We start from the raw sequence: 13751 nt of genomic DNA, 5'->3' as shown, positions 1-13751 counted from the left end.
TCGGTGGGCCTGACGGTCGCGTACGGCGCCTCCAGTACTGAAAGGATCATGTTAACGTTCACACTCATCGATGGCTCTCAGGCTGGCAGAAAGTTCCAGGATTTTCAACCGGTAGTTTCGGGCCTGTTACAGATCCGGCGGTCGGGGTGGGCGTCGCGCCCGACCGGGGGGGGCACCAGCGAGGCGCAGCGGCGTCTCGGTCAGCCCTCGCGGCATCGGAGTGGGTTGCGCGTTTGGCATCCCGGGAAGGAAGTGATCCAGACTCGTACCTCCTCAATGGACGGAAACTGCCATGCTGGAAAATCTCGCCGTGGTCGGAGGCCCGAAGACGCCGGTCTCCCAGCCGGTGCTGATCGGCTTCTTCGTCCTCGTCGCGGTCGCCATCGTCGTCATCCTGTTCCTGCGCTCGCGCAGCAAGTAGCACCGCGACCGCGACCGGGCCGGCGCCCGTTCCGCTTGAGCCACGGGGTTGCCGGGGCGTATTGCGATCATTTACGGTCGACGATGCCGGAGTGAGGGGCGCTGCGACGGACCGGGTCCGCCACGCTCACCCGGGAAACCCTCGGATCCAAGGGCGCCTTCCGCGATGAGGGAGGCGTGATGGGCACATTCGTGACCACGTGGGCTGCCGGCGACTATCCGGCCATGGCACGGCGGCTGATGCCGGTCGCCCAAGAGGTGGTGACGGCCGCCGCGACAGGGCCGGATGACCGGGTGGTCGATGTGGCCACCGGTACGGGCAACGCGGCGATACTGGCCGCCCGACGCGGAGCCCGTACCGTCGGGGTGGATCTGGAGCCCGCGCTTGTGGAACTGGCCCGGCGTCGGGCCGCCGACGACGGCCTTGCTGTCGACTGGCGGGTCGGCGACGCGGGTCGCCTACCGCTGCCAGACGATTCGGCCGACGTGGTCCTGTCGGTGTTCGGCGTGATCTACGCGAACGACCACGAGGTGGCGGCGCGAGAGCTGAGCCGGGTGTGTGCCCCCTCGGGTCGAGTCGTACTGGCTGCCTGGACACCGGGCAGCCTGTTGCCGGCCATGGGTCAGGTCCTCGGTGGATATTTACCGCCACCTCCGCCCGGCGGCGCCCCGCCGAGCCGGTGGGGTGACCGTACGTCCGTCGGGCAGCTCCTGGCAGCCGCCGACCTGCGGATCACGTCGACTGTCGTCCACCGGTTGGGCCTGAGCTTCGCCAACGCCGACGCGGCGACCAGCCTGCTCATCGACACCGCCGGGCACGTCGTCACCGAACGGGAACGGCTCGTGGCCGAGGGCCGGTGGGACGCGTTGCGCGCGGACCTGCGCGCGTTCGTCGGCGACCGCGGGGTGGCCGACGGCGGTCAGTTCCGGTTGGAGGCCGAGTACCTGCTCACGACTGCCGCACCGGCACCAGCGGCGACACCGTGACGCGGGCAGGTCTGGACAAGCAGCCGCCAACGGTCGCCGCGATGTTCGACGGCGTCGCCGAACGGTACGACCCGCACCCGTGACCACGGGTTCGCCGCACCACGGGGACAGCGGGCGTACGTCGGCCGATGGGAGGATCGCCCGATGCGCGTTCTCTTCGACGGCCAGGCTCCGGTCGCGTACGGGCAGATCTATGTGACGAGTAGCGAGCTGCCGGACATGGAGGAGGCATTCGCCGGGCAGGTGAACGGCCTCTGCGGGGCCGGTCAGTCGGGCGCGTTGTTCCTGATGACCGGCACGCACACGGGGCGGGTCCGGTTCACTGTCGAGGTGCATGACGGTGAGCCACCGGCGGCAGCGCCGGAGTGGGAGGACGTGGTGGAGGTGTCGTTTCTGCCGGGAGCCCCGGTGGTCGACCTCGTTCCAGCGGGTGGCGGCTGAGCCGCGCGAGCGGTGGGAGGGGAATCGTCGCGACGAGGAGTACTGGGCGACAAGCTCAGCCGACCCGCTGGGCCAGCACCTGCCCCGGCCAGGACCCAGCCAGGAAGGTGTCGGTGGGGGTGAACCCGTGGCGCTCGTAGAACGCCACCAACTCGCCACCGCCGCCCGCCCAGCAGTCCACCCGTAACAGCCGCACGCCGGCTCGCCGGGTCTCCCGCACGGCATGTGCCAACAGGGCCGACCCGAGGTTTCGACCGGCGAACCGTCGGTCGGAGACCAGGAGACGGACGTACCGCTCGGGTTCCTCCGCGGGCGCGATCGGTGCGCGCGGACTGGGCCCGGAATCCAGCACCAGGGTTGCGGCTGGCGTCCCGTCCAGTTCGGCGATGTACGGGAGGTTCTCGGTCAGGTACCGGTCGACAAGTTCCGTCCCGCCGGGCTTCTCGGAGAACGGTGTCGTGCCCCACTGCTCGGTATTGCCCCGACTGTTCATCCACGTCACCGCGTCGTCGAGCATTCTCAATACGGCGGGTGCGTCGGCCGGACCGCCGCGCCTGATACGTACGCCGCGGGTGGTGTCGTCCATGGCGGGATTGTAGGTGTGGCTGGCGGCAGGTCGATGTGCTGGTGGGCGGTATACCGCAGAGGTATGAATATGACTCTGAGGTATACCGCCCACTGCCGCATCCGCCCCGACGGAGGTGACCGGCGGTCACCTCCGTCCGCTGGCCGCAGCCGAGCCGGGGTGCGAAGTTGTTCGTCTAGTTGCGCGTGCTCCACTGCTGGTTGGCGCCGCCGTGGCAGGCCCAGAGGTGCAGTTGGGTTCCATTGGCCGTGCCGGAACTGACAGCGTCGAGGCAGAGCCCGGACTGGACTCCGGTGATGGTGCCGTTGGAGTTCAGGTTCCACTGCTGGTTGGCCTGGCCGTTGCAGTCCCAGATGATGACGGCGGTGCCGTTGCTGCTGCCCGCCCCGTTGGCGTCCAGGCACTTGTTGCCGTAGACGGTCAGGGTGCGGTTGGAGGTGTGGGTCCAGCGCTGGTTGGTGCGACCGTGACAGTCCCACAGCTGCGGGCGGGTCCCGTTGCTGGTGCTGGAGTTCGGTATGTCGATGCAGCGGCCGGACTGGCTACCCGCGATCAGCACGTTCTGCTGGCCGGGCGGCGGGCTCGTCGGCGGGGGAGTGGTGGGCGGAGCGGTGGTGGGTGGCACCGTCGACCCGAACTGGCTGAAGAACCGCCACACCTCCTGCTTGACCCAGCTCCGCGCGCCGCTCTCGCAGCCGGCACACCCATCCACCGGACCCTGCTGGTGGCCGCCGTCGAACGCGGCCCAGAGCACCGGATAGCCGGGCTGGCACGAGTAGGCGGTGGTGATGTGGGTCCGGCTGCCCGCCGCCGGTTCCGGCGGGTTCTGCGCGGCACAACCGTTGTTCCGGACGAACCTGTCCCGCAGCGACCGTCCGCTCGAGATGTTGTCGTTGATGCCGTGAATTCCCAGGTACGCCACTGGCTGGGTGCCGCCGCTGCATCCGCTGATCGCCCCGGGGGCCGCGATCGCCGCGACCGCACGGAAGACGGTCGGCCGGGAACACGCCAACGAGTAGCTCATCGCTCCGCCGTAGCTGAACCCGACCGAGAAGAGCTGCGTCGTGTCGACGCAGAGCGCGTTCTCGATCACGCGGACCATGTCGTCGGTGAAGGTCACGTCCTCACCGTTGGAGTTGCCCCAGCCGTTGCCGATGCCCTGCGGGGCGACGAAGATCGTGGTGTTGTTCGCCTGCGAGAGCATGCCGTAGTAGGCCCACGGGGCTCCGTCGGTGCCGCCCGACGCGACCTGCTCGGCCGTGCCGCCCAACCAGTGGAACCCGAAGGCCAGCCGGTGGGGGTAGGTGTTGTTGTAGCTGTCGGGCAGCCGGAGGATGAAACTGCGGGTCTTTCCGCTGCTCTGGATGGTGTGCGTGCCGCTGTTCAGTCCGGGTGCCTTGCCGCAGCCGGCGGTGGTGGCCGCGGCCGCCGATCCGCCTGTCGCGATCACGTACGCTCCGACGGCGACCAGCACCATGACGGCCATGGCCGCCCCGATCCAGGGGGCGGAGAGTTTACGAAGTGGCACAGTCAAACCTCCTTGGGTATGCGTGGGTGGCGATGTGCGGCGTCCGATCCGCGTCGGTGACACGCGGATGAGCGGGCGTGCCGTTCTGGTTGTCGGGACGACGACCGGCAGGGGCCACGCGTTAACCGCGCGGAAATAGATTAGCATCATCGTCTGACGTATGACGTCATTGCTCGCCCCAGGGATGGCGCACCAGGGGTGCGATCGCGCCCGCGGGCGTCAGGCGTGGTGGCGGTGCCAGGAGGGGTACGTGCGCCAGTCCGGCTGGCCGAGGCGGTGGCGCTTCAGTCCGTTCCGCCTCCGCCACCGCCGGTGTCGAAGTTCGCCGCGTCTCCGTAGCTGGCGTTCTCCGCCACGGCCGCGGAATGCCGATCGGGCACGCCGCGGCCTCGCTCGAAGATGTCGCGGCCAGGACGGGGCGAACTGCGGCGGCGCTTGAGGATCAGGACCGTCTGCCCGCGCCGCTGCGGTTGGGTGCCTCCGGGGACCTCAGATCAGGACCGCGGCGAGAGCGCGGAACGCGTCGGCGGGGAATGTCGTGGCGTCGCCACCGTTGAGCACCTGGACCGCCACCTCGTCCGCACCGGCCTGGTAGTGCTTCTCCAGCCCGGCCGCGACCTGCTCGACGGTGCCCCAGGGGATCAGCGCGTCCACGAGGCGGTCGCTGCCGCCCTCGGCGAAGTCCTCGTCGGTCCAGCCGAATCGCCGCAGGTTGTTCGTGTAGTTGGGCAGTGCGAGGTATGCGCTCGTGTATTGCCGGGCCGTGGCGCGGGCAGCGGTGGGGTCGGCCTCGAGGACCACCGCGACCTCGGGGGCGAGCAGCCGGTCCGGGCCGAGTGCCGCCCGGGCCTCGGCGGTGTGTTCGACGGGGACGAAATACGGATGCGCCCCGGCTGCGCGGTCGCGGGAGAGTTCGAGCATCCGCGGGCCGAGTGCGGCCAGGACCCGCCGCTCGGGAGAAAGCCCGGCGGCGTCGAGACCGTCGAGGTATCCCACCATCTTCGAGTACGGCCTGCGGTAGGCCGTGCCGCTGCCCTCCAACAGCACGGCGTGGCTCGCGCCGAGACCCAGGAGGAACCGGCCGGGATGGGCCTGCTCCGCGTCCAGGGCGAACGCCGCCACCTCCGGGGGCGACGAGTGCCAGATGCTCACGATCCCCGACGCGACCCCGAGGCGACTGGTCCCGTCCAGGATCTCGCGGAAGCGTGGGGCGACATTCTCGCCGAAACCGCCCGAGAACCAGAGCCGGGCGTAGCCCAACTCCTCCAACTCGACCGCGGCATCGACGGCCGCGCCTCGACTTTCAGTGGTGAGAAAGAACGGTTGCCACACGCTGACGAGTCGTTGTGCCATACCGGAACACTACGCAACTCCGGCGGAGCGCGACGCGCACCAACCGAGATATCTGCACCTCACCGGGCTGGCCGATATGGCGGCGCTGCTGGCGACGGCGATCCCCCTGGTGCGGGTTGGACGAACAGCGCAGATGGCGGGCCGCGCAGCCACCACTGCCGGCCGGTCGCCGGCTGGTCGGCCCGACCGTTCACTCGCTGGCCCGGTCCCATTCACGATTTCGGGCAGACCGGAGTGTCATGATCAACACGGCCGATCTCCCTGATCAGGACTATCGACGGCGGTCAGCGACCACAGGACAACGGGCGCCACCGCGCCGGCCGGAGAGGTCGAGAAAATGACGAAGAATTTCCTGGGCAAGAGGGTGAGTGTCGTCGCGGCGGTCGCGGCCGCCCTGACGGTTGCGTTGGCGCAGCCCGCTCTCGCCGCGGCGTCGATCTGGCACCACCAGACGCAGGCACAGGCGGACAACAATCCGGGCAAGGGGACCGCCTGGGTCTGGGTGTACTCCGGCAAGGAGAGCGGGGCGACCGGCGGCCGGGTCGAGTACACGCTGACGAACGGCGCCACCGGCGACCTGGCGGTCGGCCGTGGGCAGAGCGCGTCGAAGGACCCGGGCGGCAAGGTCAAGGCTTTCCGGGCCTGCACCACCTACTACATCGACGGCTACGACATCAAAGCCTGCTCCAGTTGGGCCTACTTCGGCTGACCGCCGCGCTGCTGAGTCGGGTGCCCTGCCGTCGGGTGGGTTGGGTGTCCCACCGGACGGGCAGATCCACGTCCGGCGCTTCCGGGTCGTTGGGCGCCGCATCTGGCCATTGTCGTCGGGCGGTGTCCACACCGGCGGACAAGCCATGAGCCGGCATCCGCCGCTGCCCGCGGATCATGTGCTGCGCCGCGTCACGCCGGGAACCGGGTCGTGCCGCGGACCCGCGCCCCGGTCGCGACCGGAGGGAAAGCCTGCTTTCGCTACGCTTCGCCGATGGCCCGACTGCCCGAGACGTGGTGTGTTCCGGTCGTTCGCGCGGACTTCCGCGACGACGGTGTGTGGGAGCGGCTCAAGGACGAGATCGTCAGCCCCACGGCGGAGGGCTTCCTGGCCCACGTCGAGTTCGTCGAGGACCGTGAGCTGGTCGGCCGCAGCGGTACGGCGATCGCGGCCGGCTATACCCGCGCCTACCCGCATCGGTACCGGCACCCGGTGGTGTTCGTCGTCGACGCCGTCACCGTCTCGCTGCCGGAGCATCCGCTGCTCGTCGTCAATCTGAACGAGAGCGACGAGACGGGTCCGTTCAGGACGCTGCCCCGGCAGGTCCAGGCGATCGAGAACAACCTGTCCATCGCGAACATGGGCTTTTTCGAGTTCGCGCGGTCGGCCGGACCGGACGGCGTCTTTCGAGGCTTCTGAGCACGGGTGCCGGCACGGGGTGAGCGGCGCGCCGAGGAGCGCTGCCGCCGACGTCGTCACGTCGAGTCCGACGCCCGGCGTGGCAGGCGACGGGACCATCTCCACAGTGCCGTCGCTGGTCCTCGGGGCGCCGGCCGGAATTCCCGCCAGTTGAGATAATCGCTATGGTTGTTTTGTATAGGCGGCGGTGACTGTGCCGATATCAGGGAAGGTGCGGCCTGGCAATCAGCCGGGTGTCCGGGCCCGAGCAGCGCAAGGGCCTTGTCCATGGTTCATGTCGCTACCAAAAACAAACCCCGCGGCGTGCGCTAACTCGGCTGATGGTGTCTCGGCCCGCTGGGCGCGGGGTGATTTAATGGGTTTCAGGGATATCGTTCCACCCTTTGGGCGACCGGTCCCTTTCAACGGATTGTGGTAGGCCGCCAGGCAGTGCTCGTGTTCCCTGGTCGGCCGGTGAGCAATGCTGGCCTCAGCTGCATATTCGACATTCGCTGATGCTTCGGTATAGTGCGACCAATCCCCTTTGAGTGCGCCGGAAAGCGTCTGATCTGCGTGATGACAACTGGGCTCGAAAATGCGTCAAGCGACCCATCCTTCGTTGGGCGGCAACCACAGTTGGCGCGAATCAGGAGAGCCCAGGCCACCGTGCTGAGCCGTGGCTGGCAAATGGTCTGCGAGGTGGTCGGGGAGCCGGGCATCGGCAAGACGCGGTTCGTCCACGAGGCGGTGGAGCGGGGCGCCCCCACCGTCCCCTGGGCCGTCGGGACCTGCTCACCGGATGAGCGCGGAGTTCCCTTCCACGTGTTCCGGCACGCCTTCACCGAGGGGCAGTCACTCCGCCGCGGGCTGGGCGCCGGACGGCCCACCGGGGAGACCTGGGCGGAGTCCGCCGCCGCGGTGCCGCCGGCGCCGGCGCGGGCCTCGGACGCCCGACGGTTCCGGACCTACCAGTTGGCCCGCCGGCTGATCGGCCTGGCGGCCCGGGACGGTCTGGTGCTGGTCCTCGACGACCTGCACTGGGCGGACGCCTCCTCCACCGGGCTGATCGCCCACCTGCTGCGGTATCCGGTGCCCGCCCCGCTGCTGCTCGTGCTCGTCTACCGCCCGCGGCAGATGGCGACCCCGATGCCGTTCGGTCCACCGGATTCCGGCGACCACGACGATGCGGAGCCGACGTCACACGATCGGATCGAGCTGCGTCCGCTCAGCCTCGCCGAGGTCGCGTTGCTGCACCCCTGCGTCGGCCAGGCGGAGGTGCGCGCCCGGTACGACCTGACCGGGGGCAACCCCGGTTACCTGGCGGCGCTGCCGGTCGACCCGACCTCGACCGGCGCCGACCCGGTCCGTGCGGCGCCGGGCGCCCGGCTGTCCGACGCGGCGCTGGCCGAGCTGCGCCGCGAGTGGATCGGCCTGCCCCCCGTCGACCTGGCCTGCCTACGGGCCGCGGCCATCGTCGACGCGCCCTTCGCCGCGGATCTGCTCGCCGAGGTCGCACAGGTCCCGGCGGCACTGGCGGCCGAGGCCGGCTGGCGGTTGGCCCGACTCGACCTGATCCGCCGTGTCCCCGGCACCGGACGGTTCGCCTTCCGGCACCCGGTGCTGCGGATGGCTGTCGCGCAGGACACCGACCCGGCGTGGCAGGTGGAGGCGTGCGCGCGGGCGCTCACCGCGCTTGTCGAGCTGGGCGCGCCCGCCGCGGACCGGGCCCGCTACGCGGAGCGCCTGCTCGCCCTCCCGAACGGAAGCTGGGCCGACCGCTGCGTCAACGTGCTCTGCCGGGCCGCGCAGGAGGTCCGGCGCGAGACGCCGGAGCTGGCCATCCGCTGGCTACGGGTGGCGCTGCGCGCGCTGCGCCCGACGGCCGGTCTGACGCAGCGTCGCCACGACGTGTCCCTCGTGCTGGCCCAGATCACCGGGGAGGCCGGTGACCTGGCCGAGAGCAGGGCGCTGCTCCAGGAGATCGTGCCGCTGTTCCCCGCCGACCCGCAGGGACGACGGGCGCAGGCGGTAGCTCTCTGGGCCCGGGTGGAACGCCTGCTCGGCAACTACGCCGAAGCGGCGGCGATCAGCCGGCGCGAGCTGGCCGCGCTGCCAGCCGACGCCGGGCCCACCGGCGGCTACCGACTCGCCACCGAGATCGGCGCCGCCGGCATCCTGGCCGGCCGGTCCGTGGCCGGGCTGCCCGACGTGCTCGGCGGGGATCTCGGCGGCTCCGGCGCGGACCGGGCCAGCCTGCTCGCCGTCCGCAGTCTGGCCGCCGTTCACGACGGTGCGCTCGACGACGCCCGCGACCTGCTCGACGCCGGCGCCCGGATCGTCGACTCGCTGCCGGACGGGGACGTGCGGGACCACCCCGACTGCCTCACCGCGCTCGGCCTCACCGAGTTGTACCTCGAACGGCCGGCCGACGCGGGACGGCACCTCGACCGAGGGCTGACGCTGGTCCGCGCCTCGCACCGCGACGACGGACTGTGTCAGCTGTTGCTCGGTCGCAGTCAGGTGGCCTACCAGGGTGGCCAGCTGCCCGGCGCCATCGGACTGGCCACCGAGGCGGGCATCGTCGCCCGGCGCATCGGCAGTCACCACCTGCTGAGCTTCGCCCTGGCGTTCGAGGCGGAGGCGACGGCGTGGCGCGGCGGCCTGCGGGACGACGACCGGGCGGTGGCGTTGGCCCGCAGCGCCGCCGGAATCGCCACCGACCTCGCGAGCTGGTGCGGTCGTACCGCCGCGACAGCCCTGGCGACTGCTGCGCTGCTCTCCGGTGATCCGGCGACCTGTGCCGAACTGGTGCGGTCCGCCGGCGGCGACAGCCGGCTGAGCCGTCTCCAGAGCACCCTGCGGCCCAGGTGGTTCGAGCTGCTCTGCGCCGCCGCTCTCGCCGCCGGCGACACCGACGACGCCGAACGGCAGGCGCGGCTGGCACTGGCCGAGGCGGACCAGGTCGGCCTCCCCGGGCAGCGGGGCTTCGCCGAGTCGGCGTACGGCGAGGTGCTGCTCGCCCGCGGCGAGCCCGGAGCGGCGCTGCCGCGCCTGGAAACCGCGGCCGACCTGTTCCGCTCCGCCGGGATGGTGCTCCGGCGCAGCCTGGCGCTTGCCTCCCTGGCCCGGGCCGCCGAAGCCGCCGACCAGACCGGCCTGGCGGCACGGGCCCGCCGCCGCGCGCTGGAACTGGCCGGGTGGTGCGGGACGGAACGGGTGGGCCTGCGACTGGCCCGTCCGGTCGGCCCGCGCGAGGTCGCCGCCCTGACCGACCGGGAGTGGCACATCGCGCGGCTGGCGGCGACCGGGGCCACCAGCCGACTGATCGGGCGGCAGCTGAACATCAGCCCCCGCACCGTGGAGGCGCACCTGACCCGCATCTACCGCAAGGCGGGCGTCGCCTCCCGGTCGGCTCTGGTCGCCTGGGTCGCCCGGCTCGATGACACCGATCGGTGACCGCGACCCGGACCGGATGACACCGTCTCGTGCAACGCCGACAGGCCGGGCAGCACGAGGCCGCGCCGCCGCCGTCGTGGCCCGACAGCCGCTCACATACTCGACTGCATCGGGCGCGATTCCCGTGCACCGGTGGTGGATGGAGGACGAGATGCTGGGCAGAAGATCCGTCAGGAGCCCGCGTACCCTCACCGCGCCGCTACCGGCGATGCCGTTCGCCGCCGCCACTGTGGCGCTGCTCGTGCTGACCGGCTGTGGTGGCGAGCCGGTGGACGCGGCCACCCCGGCGCCCCACGATGCGACGACCTTCGGTCGGGACCGGGCCGCGCTGGTGCTCACCGCCTTCGACCAGGCCGACTCTGCGGCCTCGGTGGCCGGTGACGTCGAGGCGCTGCGGACCCAGGAGGTTCCGCCCTCACTGGACCTCAGCATCGCCGCGGTCCGCCGGTCCGCCTACAACCAACGCACCCAACCGTCCTTCCAGCACATCAACCCGGCCTTCGCGGTGCCGCCCGGCGATCCGACCTGCTTCCTCGCCACCGCCACTCTCCGGCTGACCGGCTCGGAGCTGGCTCCCACCGACGTCAGCCAGTTCGTGCGCGGCGCCGACGGTCAGTGGAAGCTCAGCCACAACGTTCAGGTCACCCAACCCTCGCTGGTGGTCGCCCGCAGCCTCGACGGTCGACCGGCCACGGCCGGCGGCACCGCCCTGGACGAGACCAGCCGCCGGGCCCTCGCCGCCGAGGTGTTCGCCCGCAGCATCGGGTCCACGACGGGCAACCGGGCCCTCGTCGCGTCGAGCCCGCTGCTCGACGGCCAGTTCGCCGGTGGTTGGGAGGTCTACGGGCAACAGCTCGCCGGTGCCGGCGCGGCGGTGCGGCGGACGATGGACCGGGCCGAGTGGTCGGACTGCGCGGTAGCGGTGCCGACCGGCACGCTGACCTTCCTGACGATCCACGCCACGGACACGCTGCGCCCCGCGCCCGGCGGCCCGGCCACCGTCCAGATGGCGCCGCAGAGCCCCGATTTGATCGCCACCGGTCATCGCACCGCGGTCAGCGGAAAGTCGATCCGGGTCACCCGGGTGGAGACCATCGTGCTGCTCGTGCCGACGCAGGCGGCCGGCACGACGGTGCTGGGGCTCAACGACACCGCGCTGACCGTCACCGTCGGCTGACCGGCCGCCGAGCGTCCACGACGCCGCCGGCGGCAGAAACCGGTGGCATCACTCGGAACGGACGGCCGGGACCGCGACGATGGCAGCAGCCGTGATCGCCGGCGGTCCGGCCACCAGGCTCGGGAGGAACCATGTGGCGTCCGCGCTTCCGATCGGACTACGTGCCGGTGCGGCTCCCCGACGGTCCGCTCGTGGTGCTGGGGGAGACCCGCAGCCTGCTCATCGACGACCCGGTCGCCGCGGACCTGGCCGACCAGCTCGACGGTGTCGCGCCGCTTGCCGACGTGGTCGCTCGGCTGGCCACCCGACATCCGGTCGCCGTCGTCGCCGCCGCCCTCGCCCGGCTGCGCGACCACGGCCTGCTGGTGTCCGGTCCGGCGCACACCTCGCCGGCCGAGGCCGCCGGCTGGGACGCCCGGGGTGTCCCGCCCGAGGCCGGACAGCGGTGGATGAACGGGGGAGCGGTCACCATCGTGGACCTCGGTGCGCCCCGGGTGGCCGAGACCGCCGACGCGCTGCGCGCCCTCGGGCTCGCCGTGACAGTGGTCGGGCCGGACCCGACGGACCCCGACCCGGACACCACCCAGGTGCTCGTGCTGCCGTCGTCGATGCTCGACCCCCGGCTGGCCCTGATCAACGACCGCCACCTGGCCACCGGTCGCGGGTGGACGCTTGTTCGGCCACACGGCAACGTCGTCTTCCTCGGCCCGCACCTCGTGCCCGGCCGCACCGGCTGCTGGGTCTGCCTGCGGCAACGGTGGCAGGAAAACGAACAGGTGAACGCCTTCCTCGACGGGCAGGAGCTGGCCTCCGCGCTGCCGCAGCCCGGTCGCGCCGTCCTGCCCGGACTGGCCACCATGGCCGCCGGGCTGCTCGCCGCCGAGCTCGCCGTGCTTGCCGTCCGGGGCACGTCGCCCCGCCTCACCGGCCGGATGGTCGCCCTGGACACCCGGGACCTGAGCACGGAGAGCCACCAACTGGTACGCCAGCCGCAGTGCCCCGCCTGCGGTGACCCGGACCTCGTCGGCAAGGCCGAGCCACGGATCGACCTGCCCCCCAGCGGCACCCAGCCCAGCCGGGCCGGGGACTCCCGCACCCGCGAACCCGCCGAGGCGTACGCCGCGCTCGCTCACCACGTCAGCCGGTACCTGGGCGTGGTGAGCCGGCTGACCTCGCTGGAGACGACCGACAACGGCGTCACCCACACCTACTCGGCCGGGCACAACTTCGCCCAGCCCCGCCAGCTCGCCGCGTTGCGCCGCAATCTGCGCGGCCAGAGCGGCGGCAAGGGCCGGACCGACCTCCAGGCCCGGATGAGCGCGGTCGGGGAGGCGGTGGAGCGCTACTGCGGGGTGTGGCGCGGCGACCGCCCGGTGCACCGGGCCACCTACCGGCAGCTCGGCCCGGACCGCGCTGTGCACCTGCGGGAGGTGCTGCTGTTCTCGGAACGCCAGTACGCCGACCGGGACCGGCTCAACCGCGACCTGGGCCACCTGCACCGCGTCCCCCGCCCGCTGCCCGACGACGTGGAGCTCGACTGGACCACGGGCTGGTCACTGACCCGGCAGACACCGCGCGAGCTGCCCGCCGCGCACTGCTGGTACGGGCATCCGGAGCTGACCGGGCTGGGCGTGTGCTCGGCCGACTCGAACGGCTGCGCGGCCGGCGGCAACCGGTCCGAGGCGATCCTGCAGGGCTTCTGCGAACTCGTGGAGCGGGACAGCGTCGCCCTGTGGTGGTACCACCGCTCCCGGATGCCCGGGGTCGACCTCGCCTCGTTCGCCGACCCGTGGATGGCCGCCTGCGTCGACCACCACGCCACCGCCCTCGGCCGCGAGCTGTGGGCCCTCGACCTGACCGCCGACCTCGGCGTGCCCGCGTTCGCCGCGGTGTCCCGGCGGGTCGGCGCGGGGCCGGAGGACGTGCTTGTCGGCTTCGGCGCGCACCTGGACGCGCGGGTCGCGCTGACCCGGGCGCTCACCGAGGTGAACCAGTTCCTGCCCGCCGTGGCCGGACCGGCCACCGCCGGCAACCGGTACGGCGTCGACGACCCGGACACCGCCCGCTGGTTCGGCACCGTGCGGGTGGCCGACCAGCCCTGGCTGGCCCCGGATCCCACCCGGGCGCCGCGCACCGCGGCGGACCACCCGGCGCTGACCACCGGCGACGTCGGGGACGACGTGCGCCGGTGCGTACGGCGGGCGGAGCGGGCCGGCCTGGAGGTGATCGTCGTCGACCAGTCCCGTCCGGACGTCGACCTGGCGGTGGTGAAGGTCGTCGTGCCGGGCCTGCGGCACTTCTGGCGCCGGCTCGGTCCGGGCCGGCTGTGGGACGTGCCGGCCCGCCTCGGTCGGGATCCGCTGGCCGTCGACGAGACGTCGGCCAATCCGCTGAATGTCTTCTTCTAGTGGGGTGC

At 71.9% G+C, this 13751-nt stretch carries 11 protein-coding genes; 8 read left to right on the top strand and 3 right to left on the bottom strand.

The annotated features are described in order from the left end of the window. Positions 1-292: 292 nt before the first annotated feature. From ACQPWW_RS21725 to ACQPWW_RS21715, 3 genes are all read left to right on the top strand, one after another. Positions 293-421, top strand: coding sequence for a hypothetical protein (locus ACQPWW_RS21725; protein ID WP_433125093.1), 129 nt, complete (start codon positions 293-295; stop codon positions 419-421). 179 nt (positions 422-600) lie between these two features. Next, on the top strand, positions 601-1407 hold the full coding sequence (locus ACQPWW_RS21720) for a class I SAM-dependent methyltransferase (RefSeq protein WP_433125092.1): 807 nt from the start codon (positions 601-603) through the stop codon (positions 1405-1407). 144 nt (positions 1408-1551) lie between these two features. Next, complete coding sequence (locus tag ACQPWW_RS21715) at positions 1552-1848, top strand: hypothetical protein (protein WP_433125091.1); 297 nt, start codon at positions 1552-1554, stop codon at positions 1846-1848. 55 nt (positions 1849-1903) lie between these two features. On the opposite strand, the gene ACQPWW_RS21710 is transcribed toward ACQPWW_RS21715, so the two are convergent. The 3 genes from ACQPWW_RS21710 to ACQPWW_RS21700 form a co-directional block, all read right to left on the bottom strand. Then, entirely contained in the window at positions 1904-2434 is a 531-nt protein-coding gene (locus ACQPWW_RS21710) for a GNAT family N-acetyltransferase (protein WP_433125090.1), read from the bottom strand. Positions 2435-2609: 175 nt separating this feature from the next. Then, positions 2610-3920: a ricin-type beta-trefoil lectin domain protein gene (locus ACQPWW_RS21705; protein WP_433134476.1), complete on the bottom strand. Its 1311-nt coding sequence runs from the start codon at positions 3918-3920 to the stop codon at positions 2610-2612. A 531-nt stretch (positions 3921-4451) separates the two neighbouring features. Continuing rightward, positions 4452-5315 (bottom strand): LLM class F420-dependent oxidoreductase, encoded by an 864-nt coding sequence (locus tag ACQPWW_RS21700; RefSeq protein WP_433125089.1) that lies wholly within the window; start codon positions 5313-5315, stop codon positions 4452-4454. Positions 5316-5652: 337 nt separating this feature from the next. Between ACQPWW_RS21700 and ACQPWW_RS21695 the strand changes: the two genes are divergently transcribed. The 5 genes from ACQPWW_RS21695 to ACQPWW_RS21675 all read left to right on the top strand — a co-directional run bounded on the left by ACQPWW_RS21695 (position 5653) and on the right by ACQPWW_RS21675 (position 13743). Next, positions 5653-6024 (top strand): hypothetical protein, encoded by a 372-nt coding sequence (locus tag ACQPWW_RS21695; protein ID WP_433125087.1) that lies wholly within the window; start codon positions 5653-5655, stop codon positions 6022-6024. Between the two features lie 210 nt (positions 6025-6234). Then, entirely contained in the window at positions 6235-6723 is a 489-nt protein-coding gene (locus ACQPWW_RS21690) for a DUF6924 domain-containing protein (RefSeq protein ID WP_433125085.1), read from the top strand. 555 nt (positions 6724-7278) lie between these two features. Further along, positions 7279-10158: an AAA family ATPase gene (locus ACQPWW_RS21685; protein WP_433125084.1), complete on the top strand. Its 2880-nt coding sequence runs from the start codon at positions 7279-7281 to the stop codon at positions 10156-10158. Between the two features lie 151 nt (positions 10159-10309). After that, on the top strand, positions 10310-11335 hold the full coding sequence (locus ACQPWW_RS21680) for a hypothetical protein (protein WP_433125082.1): 1026 nt from the start codon (positions 10310-10312) through the stop codon (positions 11333-11335). Between the two features lie 131 nt (positions 11336-11466). Beyond that, entirely contained in the window at positions 11467-13743 is a 2277-nt protein-coding gene (locus tag ACQPWW_RS21675) for a TOMM precursor leader peptide-binding protein (protein ID WP_433125081.1), read from the top strand. Positions 13744-13751 lie beyond the last annotated feature (8 nt).

The organism is Micromonospora sp. CA-240977 (genome assembly GCF_050942285.1).
Lineage (GTDB): Bacteria > Actinomycetota > Actinomycetes > Mycobacteriales > Micromonosporaceae > Micromonospora.
This window is presented reverse-complemented; position numbering and strand designations above follow the sequence as displayed.

Coding starts and splice junctions, on each gene's coding strand:
- ACQPWW_RS21720 (WP_433125092.1), top strand. CDS start 601: ATGGGCACATTCGTGACCACGTGGGCTGCCGGCGACTATCCGGCCATG.
- ACQPWW_RS21710 (WP_433125090.1), bottom strand. CDS start 2,434: ATGGACGACACCACCCGCGGCGTACGTATCAGGCGCGGCGGTCCGGCC.
- ACQPWW_RS21715 (WP_433125091.1), top strand. CDS start 1,552: ATGCGCGTTCTCTTCGACGGCCAGGCTCCGGTCGCGTACGGGCAGATC.
- ACQPWW_RS21725 (WP_433125093.1), top strand. CDS start 293: ATGCTGGAAAATCTCGCCGTGGTCGGAGGCCCGAAGACGCCGGTCTCC.
- ACQPWW_RS21685 (WP_433125084.1), top strand. CDS start 7,279: ATGACAACTGGGCTCGAAAATGCGTCAAGCGACCCATCCTTCGTTGGG.
- ACQPWW_RS21695 (WP_433125087.1), top strand. CDS start 5,653: ATGACGAAGAATTTCCTGGGCAAGAGGGTGAGTGTCGTCGCGGCGGTC.
- ACQPWW_RS21700 (WP_433125089.1), bottom strand. CDS start 5,315: ATGGCACAACGACTCGTCAGCGTGTGGCAACCGTTCTTTCTCACCACT.
- ACQPWW_RS21705 (WP_433134476.1), bottom strand. CDS start 3,920: ATGGCCGTCATGGTGCTGGTCGCCGTCGGAGCGTACGTGATCGCGACA.
- ACQPWW_RS21675 (WP_433125081.1), top strand. CDS start 11,467: ATGTGGCGTCCGCGCTTCCGATCGGACTACGTGCCGGTGCGGCTCCCC.
- ACQPWW_RS21680 (WP_433125082.1), top strand. CDS start 10,310: ATGCTGGGCAGAAGATCCGTCAGGAGCCCGCGTACCCTCACCGCGCCG.